Below are 8,674 nucleotides of genomic sequence, written 5' to 3' on the forward strand. Positions count from 1 at the left end.
TCGTCGATCGGCGAACTGCGCAACCCTTGCCATAGTTCCAAGGCCAGCACATGAGCCTGCTCGCCGTCGATGTCCGGACAGAGCACCATGAACTCTTCGCCCCCCAGGCGACAGAACACATCGGTGCGCCGCAGGCGACGGCCAATACGCTCACACACCGCCTGCAATACCCGATCGCCCACGGCATGGCCGTGCTGGTCATTGATGCGTTTGAAGTGGTCGATGTCGAGCATGATCACCGACAACTCGCCACCGCCGCGCTCGACCCGGGCCATTTCGGTGGTCAGGCGCTCCTGGAAGTAGCGGCGGTTATAGATCCCGGTCAATGAGTCGGTCACCGACAGTGCGCGCAACTCCTCTTCCACCCGCTTGAGGTCGGAAATGTCCGAAATGTAGCCATGCCACAGCACACCGCCACCGGGCAGTTCCTCCGGCGTTGCTTCGCCGCGGACCCAGCGCAGGCCACGCTCGGGCAATTGCACGCGATACTCTTCGCGCCAGGGGCTGAGGTTGTCCGCCGACACCTGGATCGACGCGCGGACCCGGCGCGAGTCCTGAGGATGAATCCGCGAGAACACCGCTTCGGCATTGCTCAGCAGTACCTCCAATTCGAGTTCGTAGATCTCGCGCATCCCGTCGCTGGCGTAGATAATGCTGAAGCGCCCATCGAACTCCATCTTGAACTGGTAAATCCCGCCGGGCACATGGGCACTGAGCTTCTTCAACAATAGGTCCCGCGCCGCCAGAGCCTCGTGGACACGCTTGCGCTCGGTGACGTCGATACAGATCGCCAGGTGCCCAACCCACAGCCCTTGTTCGTCGAGAACTGGGGTCGCCAGCATGTTCACCGTCAAATGGCTACCGTCGCGGCGCACCAGCGTCCACTCCCGGGCTTCATGACCGCCCTCTTCCCCGCCTTCGACCAACATGGCCTGACAGGTCGGAATCGGCTTGCCATAGCGCGCGCTCAACTCCGCCGACCGCGCCTCGAGCTCCCGGGGCAGGTGCAGGTTTTCCAGGGTCATGTGGCCCACGGCCTGCGCACTGGAGTAACCGAGCATGTGCTCGGCACCGGCATTGAAAGTGCTGACGATCCCCCGCAGGTCGGTGGCGATGATCGCCACCTGAGTCGCAGCATCCAGCACGCCGCGCAATTGGCCATGCGTGCCGCGCAGCTCTTGCTCACGGGCGTGCAGTTCCTCGGTCCGTTGCTCGACCATTTTCAGCGCCCGTTGCCGCTGGCTGACCAACACATAGAGAAACACACTGAGCAACAAGCTGAGTAAACCACCCAGCACCACCTGGCTGGTCACTGAAGAATGGTTGGCTTGCAGGAACGCAGCACTGGGGCGCATATCCACTTGATAATCGTGGTCGGCCAGGCGCAGCAAGCGCGTGGAGGATAAGTCACTGGCCCCCGCCGGGTTGGTCGACTCGTACAGCACTTCGTGTTGGTCATCGGTGGACAAGTCGAGAATGCGCACCGAGAGAGAATCATGATTCTCTTCCGGCAGCCCGTCCGCCAGCAGCTGGCGCATGCTGATCACCGCCATCACATACCCGGCGGGCGTGGTGCCCGGCAGCTGCTGACGGCTGACCGGTGCCACCAGCAACACACCCCGTGAATAGGCAGGCTCAATGCCYACCAGATGCAATGGTTGCGAGACAACCATGCCGCCAGTTCGATCGGCACGCTCCAGGGTCAAACGGCGCAGGGGCTGGGCCAGCAGGTCGTAACCCAGCGGCGTGGGCAGTCGGCTCTGGGTTTGGGTATAGAGCACCGGCACGTACTCGTCCCGTTCCGCGGCCGGTTGCAACTGGCCGTCGGCGGTGAGTTCGCGAAAGGTGAAATTGCTCAAGCCTTCGTCATGCACGAAGCGTTCAAGCAAGGGGCGTTCGGCGCGGGAAACCCGTGGTGCCCAGGAATAGGCTTGAGTGCGCCGCAAAAGAGGTTTGGCGTAACCGTCGAATTCCTCGCGGGACACCGACTCGGAATTGGCGAAGAACCGGCGCAGGCCATCAAGGCGCTGCTCCTGATCTTCGAAACGTTCTACGATACGGCTGTAGCGTTCACTGGCGAGCAGTTGGAAACGTTGCCGCATTTGCTGATGAAACTGATTGAGTGTTGCCCAGGCCAGCAACCCCGTAAGAATCCCGCCGACGAGCAATACCAGCAGCGCGACCAGCCAGGCCGAGACATCTTCGCTGATAAAACCCAGGATCTTGGGGCGCACGGCGTGTAACGACATAAACGCAACTCATAACGCCAGGTGCCGGAAAGCCCATTGGCCATGAGTTGAGTTATAGCTATTAGCCACTAATTTGACCAGCACTGAAAGAACCAAAGAGCCTTTAAAAATCAAGGCTCTGTGGATCCAATCAGGCTTAAGTGTCAGCGAGCAGTGATCTTCCAGGCACGGTGGATCTTGCCATTACGGGCGAAATCCGGATCGATGGTCTGGGCCGTGATTTCTTCAATGGCATAACGCTCGGTGAGGTTTTCCTCGAGCTGGAACTTGCGGAAGTTGTTGGAGAAGTACAACACCCCACCCGGTGCCAGTCGCGCCATGGCCAGGTCGATCAACTGCACCTGGTCACGCTRCACGTCGAAGATCCCTTCCATGCGTTTGGAGTTGGAGAAGGTCGGCGGGTCGATGAAGATCAGGTCGTATTCGTCACGGCAGGCGTCGAGCCAGGCCATCACGTCGCCCTGCTCCAGACGGTTCTTGTCGGAGAAACCGTTCAGCGACAGATTGCGCCGCGCCCAGTCCAGGTAAGTTTTCGACAGGTCGACGCTGGTGGTGCTGCGCGCACCGCCCTTGGCCGCATGCACACTGGCCGTCGCGGTGTAGCAATACAGGTTGAGGAAGCGTTTGCCGGCCGCCTCTTTCTGAATCCGCATGCGCATCGGCCGGTGGTCGAGGAACAACCCGGTGTCGAGGTAGTCGGTGAGGTTCACCAGCAGCTTCACGCCGCCTTCGTTAACCTCGTTGAACTTGCCCTGGGCGCTCTGGCGTTCGTACTGCTTGGTGCCGCTCTGACGTTCGCGACGCTTGACCACCACGCGGCTCTTGTCGATGTTCAACGCCTGCGGGATTGCCGCGAGGGCATCGAACATCCGCGCCGAGGCTTTTTCCGGATCGATGGATTTCGGCGCGGCGTATTCCTGAACGTGGACCCAGTCGTGATACAGGTCGATGGCCATGGAATATTCCGGCATGTCGGCATCGTAGACGCGGTAGCAGTCGATGCCTTCACGCTTGACCCACTTGCCCAGCGCCTTGACGTTCTTTTGCAGACGATTGGCAAACATCTGCCCACCTTCGCTCAAGCGCGGTTGCTCAATCACCGGGGCGGGTGCCGGAGCCGGTTTGATCGGATTGCCGTTCTTGTTGTACTTGCGCTCTTGCGGCTCACTCGGTGCTTCATCGTAGGCCGCCTGTTCACGCTCGGCCTGACGCTGTTCCGGGGTGCGACGCTCGCCGGTGACGAACTGGTCTGGCGTGACCTTGATCAACAGCAATTTGCACGGCAACGCGCCGTTCCAGAACGAATACTGTTTGTGGCTGCGGATGCCCATGCGCTTGCCCAGATCCGGAGCGCCGGTGAACACCGCCGCCTCCCAGTTCAAGCACGCCTGACGCAGACGCTCGCCGAGGTTCTGGTAGAGGTAGAGCAGGCTCGCCTCATCGCCCAGACGCTCGCCGTACGGAGGGTTGCAGATCACCAGGCCTTTCTGGTTCTGGTCCGGGCGCGGCTCGAACGTTGCCACTTCGCCCTGGTAAATCTTGATCCACTCGCTCAGGCCGGCACGTTCGACGTTGTTGCGGCCCGGTTGAATCAGGCGTGGGTCGGCTTCGTAACCGCGAATCCACAGCGGTGGCTTGGCCAGGCCGGCCGCGGCGCGTTCAGTGGCTTCTTCGTGGAGTTTTTTCCACAGCGCCGGTACGTGACCGAGCCAGGCGGTGAAGCCCCACTGCTCACGGCGCAGGTTCGGCGCCATATCGGCGGCGATCATGGCGGCTTCCACCAGGAACGTGCCGACACCGCACATCGGGTCAGCCAGCGCGCCACCATCGGCGGCAATGCGCGGCCAGCCGGAACGGATCAGAATCGCTGCCGCGAGGTTTTCCTTCAGCGGCGCCGCGCCTTGCTGCAAGCGATAACCGCGCTGGTGCAGGCTGTGCCCGGACAGGTCGAGGGACAGGATGGCTTCGCCACGGTCCAGACGCAGGTGAACGCGCAGGTCGGGGTTGAGCTTGTCGATGGACGGGCGATCGCCTTGCGGGGTGCGCAGTTTGTCGACGATGGCATCCTTGACCTTCAAGGCGCCGAAGTGCGTGTTGTCGATGCCAGAGCCGTGACCGCTGAATTCGACGGCCAGGGTGCCGTCGTTGAGCATGTGGTCTTGCCAATCGATATCCAGCACGCCGTGATAGAGATCTTCGGCGTCCTTCATCGGGAAGCGCTTGAGCACCAACAGCACCCGGTTCGCCAGACGCGACCACAGGCACAGGCGATAAGCGGTTTCCATGGTGGCCATGCCGCGCACAGCCGAGGTGTGCTCGCGTGCTTCCTCAAGGCCAAGCCCGACGGCTTCCTCGATGAGCAGACCTTCAAGGCCTTTGGGGCAAGTGAGGAAGAGTTCGAAACGATCGGACATGGTAATTCCAGAGCCTTTAGCTAAGTGAACCGGCAACGCGTTGCCGATCCGGTTTTCAATCAGGCGTTTTTCTAACAGAACGCCCGCGTGGCACGAAGGTGTGCCGTCCCACCCTGACTGCTCCGGGCTTTGGCCAATCAACACGGCACAAATATCGTGTTACTTATGGCCATACCATCTTTATGGTTACGTTCTTATGACAAAACGGTCATTCCCTCGATGTGACGCATTGGTTAGAACTCCACTCAGGTTGACGTCGCAACGGCGTCAACACCTTGGCTCGCGACGCCGGCAGCGAGCCACCAACGGCAGAATTTTTCTGCCTGACCTCGATTGAGGTCGACGCGATACATACAGTCAACAAGTGAGGGAAACACCCTATGAGAAGACTTAAGCGTGATCCGTTGGAAAGAGCATTTTTGCGCGGATATCAATATGGCGTTGGTGGTAAATCCCGTGAGCTTTGCCCTTTTACTCTACCGTCGGTACGCCAAGCCTGGATCAATGGCTGGCGAGAAGGACGCGGCGACAATTGGGACGGTATGACCGGCACTGCGGGAATCCACAGACTCAACGAACTTCACGCCGTCGGCTAATACAGGGCACACACTCCGACACGACAATCTGATTACGCTACGACTTAACCACGCACGTCCTATCCGGACGGCGGGCTTCGGCCCAGGGGCTCCTTCGGGGAGCCCTTTTTTATGCCTGCAAAGAAACTACGGTGGTGAGGTCGTTTCTGTGGCGATGGAGCTTGCTCCCGCTGGGCTGCGATGCGGCCCCAAAACCAATCAACCCGGAGTGTCAGGTAAAAAACGCGGTTGCAGGATTTACGACTGCTTCGCAGCCGAGCGGGAGCAAGCTCCCTCGCCACAAAAGCCCCCACCATCAGGGCCCAAATCAGGCTTCAGCGCAACGCGGCGATGGCATCTACCGATTCACGAATCAGTGCCGGGCCTTTATAGATAAAGCCCGAATAGATCTGCACCAGGCTCGCACCCGCGGCGATTTTCTCAGCCGCGTGCTTGCCTTCGGTGATACCGCCCACGGCGATGATCGGCAAGCGACCGGCCAGTTCCGCCGCCAGCACCTTCACGGTGTGGGTGCTCTTGTCGCGAACCGGGGCGCCGGACAATCCGCCCGCCTCGTCACCGTGCTCCAGGCCTTCGACGCCGACGCGGCTCAGGGTGGTGTTGGTGGCGATCACCGCATCCATCCCGGTTTCGATCAACGCCTGGGCGACTTGAGCGGTTTCTTCATCGCTCATGTCCGGTGCGATCTTGATCGCCAGCGGCACATGTTTGCCGTGGCGCAGGGCCAATTCCGCCCGGCGCGTGGCCAGGTCGGCGAGCAATTGCTTGAGCGAATCGCCGAATTGCAGGCTGCGCAGGCCCGGTGTGTTCGGCGAGCTGACATTGACCGTCACGTAGCTGGCGTGTGCGTAGACCTTGTCCAGGCAGATCAGGTAGTCGTCAACCGCACGTTCAACCGGCGTATCAAAGTTCTTGCCGATATTGATACCCAGCACGCCCTTGTACTTGGCTGCCGCCACGCGAGCGAGCAAGTGATCGACGCCGAGGTTGTTGAAACCCATGCGGTTGATAATCGCCTCGGCTTGGGGCAAGCGGAAAATCCGTGGTTTCGGATTACCCGGTTGCGGACGCGGGGTAATGGTACCGATTTCGACGAAACCGAAACCCAGTTGGGCAAACCCGTCGATCGCCGCGCCGTTCTTGTCCAGACCGGCCGCCAGCCCCACCGGGTTCGGGAATTCCAGGCCCATGACCGTCACCGGCATTTTCGCCGGCGCCTTGCACAGTAAGCCGTTGAGGCCCAAACGCCCGCCCGCGCCGATCAGGTCCAGGGACAGATCGTGGGAGGTTTCCGGGGAAAGTTTGAACAGCAGCTGACGGGCCAGGGTGTACATGGGCAGGCTTGACTCGGGTGGCGATGAGAGGCGGCGATTATAGCCGCGCATCGAGCCCACAGGCGAGGCGCACGACAAAATCAGCCAGCGATGGCATATGCCTTGCACCAACATGATCATCAGCACTCATGCCAACGACGGAATGAGTGGAAGGACAATGGCGTCGTCACCGGCTCTGCTCGCGCAGAGGCCATGGGACGACGTTTTTTTTGGAAGGTGCAAATCGATGAACGAACCATCAGCCGGCCCACTGGCCTGGGTCAACGGCAGCGATGCCCCGGAAAAAACCGAAATAAACCTTGGCTTCATGGCTCTGAGCGACTGCGCCTCAGTGGTGGTCGCCGCCACCCAGGGCTTCGCCCAGCCTTACGGTCTGACCCTGAACCTCAAGCGCCAGTCGTCCTGGGCCAACCTGCGGGACAAACTGGTCAGCGGCGAACTCGACGCCGCCCACAGCCTGTACGGCCTGATCTACGCAGTGCACCTGGGCATCGGCGGCGTAGCCTCCACCGACATGGCCGTGCTCATGGGCCTGAACCAGAACGGCCAGAGCATCAACCTCTCCCACGGCTTGCMGGCCCTGGGCGTGACCAGTCCTGAAGCACTGGACCATCACGTGCACCAAAGTCGCCCAAAACTGACCTTCGCCCAGACATTTCCCACAGGCACCCACGCCATGTGGCTGTATTACTGGCTGGCGAGCCAGGGCATTCATCCGTTGCAGGATGTCGACAGCGTGGTGGTGCCCCCGCCGCAAATGGTCGCGCACCTGCAAGCCGGGCGCATCGACGGGTTCTGCGTCGGCGAACCGTGGGCTGCCAGTGCGGTGCAACAGAATCTCGGTTTCACCATGGCCACCACCCAGACCATCTGGCCCGACCACCCGGAAAAAGTCCTCGGCTGCACCCGCGCCTTCGTCGAGCAATACCCCAATACCGCCCGGGCCCTGGTGATGGCGATCCTCGAGGCCAGCCGCTTCATCGAAGCCAGCCGCGAAAATCGCCGCAGCACCGCGCAACTGTTGAGCGCCCCCGAATACCTCGATGCCCCGCTCGATTGCATCGAACCGCGCTTGCTCGGTGACTATACCGACGGCCTGGGCAATCGCTGGCAAGACCCGCACGCGGTGCGTTTCCACAGTGACGGCGAGGTCAATCTGCCGTATCTGTCCGACGGCATGTGGTTCATGACCCAGTTCCGTCGCTGGGGTTTGCTGCGTGACGACCCGGATTACCTCGGCGTGGCCCGCCAAGTCCAGCAACTAGACTTATACAGTGAGGCCGCCGCCGCTGTCGGCGTGCCCGCCCGTGGTCAGGAAATGCGCAGCAGTCAACTGATCGACGGCAAGATCTGGGACGGTTCGGACCCGGTCGGCTATGCCCGCAGTTTTACGCTGCACGCCATGAGCGACAGCGCTCCCCTTCTCGCCAGCCGCTGACAGGAGCCTGCGAATATGTTGCGTATCCTGCTGATCAATGACACCGCGAAAAAAGTCGGGCGTCTGAAAGCGGCCCTGACCGAAGCCGGGTTCGAAGTCATCGACGAGTCCGGCCTGACCATTGACCTGCCCGCGCGCGTCGAAACGGTGCGTCCGGACGTGATTCTGATCGATACCGAGTCACCGAGCCGCGATGTGATGGAACAAGTGGTGCTGGTTACTCGCGACCAACCACGGCCAATCGTGATGTTCACCGACGAGCACGATCCCGGCGTGATGCGCCAGGCGATCAAGTCCGGCGTCAGTGCCTACATCGTCGAAGGCATTCACGCACAACGCTTGCAGCCGATTCTCGACGTGGCCATGRCTCGCTTTGAAAGCGATCAGGCCCTGCGCGCGCAACTGCACGCCCGCGACCAGCAACTGGCCGAGCGCAAGCGCATCGAGCTGGCCAAGGGGCTGCTGATGAAGATGAAGGACTGCAACGAAGAAGAGGCCTACACCCTGATGCGCCGCCAGGCCATGAGCCGCCAGCAGAAGCTGATACAGGTGGCGGAACAGATCATTGCCATGAGTGAGTTGCTTGGCTGAAGGACACCTTCGCGGGCAAGCCTCGCTCCTACAAGTGCAAGCACAATACCTG

Annotated in this window: 6 protein-coding genes; 3 read left to right on the plus strand and 3 right to left on the minus strand. The window is 61.0% G+C overall.

All coding sequences use genetic code 11. The features are described 5' to 3' along the window. Positions 1-2,249: sensor domain-containing diguanylate cyclase (locus AC1DLB_RS21500; RefSeq protein WP_477785601.1), on the minus strand; the 2,249-nt coding region annotated here is incomplete at its 3' end. Positions 2,250-2,392: 143 nt separating this feature from the next. Then, entirely contained in the window at positions 2,393-4,663 is a 2,271-nt protein-coding gene (gene rlmKL / locus AC1DLB_RS21505; RefSeq protein WP_477785602.1) for a bifunctional 23S rRNA (guanine(2069)-N(7))-methyltransferase RlmK/23S rRNA (guanine(2445)-N(2))-methyltransferase RlmL, read from the minus strand. A gap of 380 nt (positions 4,664-5,043) precedes the next feature. Between rlmKL and rmf the strand changes: the two genes are divergently transcribed. Continuing rightward, positions 5,044-5,259, plus strand: a complete 216-nt coding sequence (gene rmf, locus AC1DLB_RS21510; protein WP_003223300.1) for a ribosome modulation factor — start codon at positions 5,044-5,046, stop codon at positions 5,257-5,259. 314 nt (positions 5,260-5,573) lie between these two features. On the opposite strand, the gene AC1DLB_RS21515 is transcribed toward rmf, so the two are convergent. Further along, a complete protein-coding gene (locus AC1DLB_RS21515) occupies positions 5,574-6,593 on the minus strand; it encodes a quinone-dependent dihydroorotate dehydrogenase (RefSeq protein ID WP_026286344.1) in 1,020 nt (339 codons plus the stop codon). 226 nt (positions 6,594-6,819) lie between these two features. On the opposite strand from AC1DLB_RS21515, the gene AC1DLB_RS21520 reads away from it, so the two are divergent. Beyond that, positions 6,820-8,031 (plus strand): CmpA/NrtA family ABC transporter substrate-binding protein, encoded by a 1,212-nt coding sequence (locus tag AC1DLB_RS21520; protein WP_477785603.1) that lies wholly within the window; start codon positions 6,820-6,822, stop codon positions 8,029-8,031. Positions 8,032-8,046: 15 nt separating this feature from the next. After that, entirely contained in the window at positions 8,047-8,622 is a 576-nt protein-coding gene (locus AC1DLB_RS21525) for an ANTAR domain-containing response regulator (RefSeq protein ID WP_477785604.1), read from the plus strand. Positions 8,623-8,674 lie beyond the last annotated feature (52 nt).

It is taken from the genome of Pseudomonas sp. 05N434 (assembly GCF_056396965.1).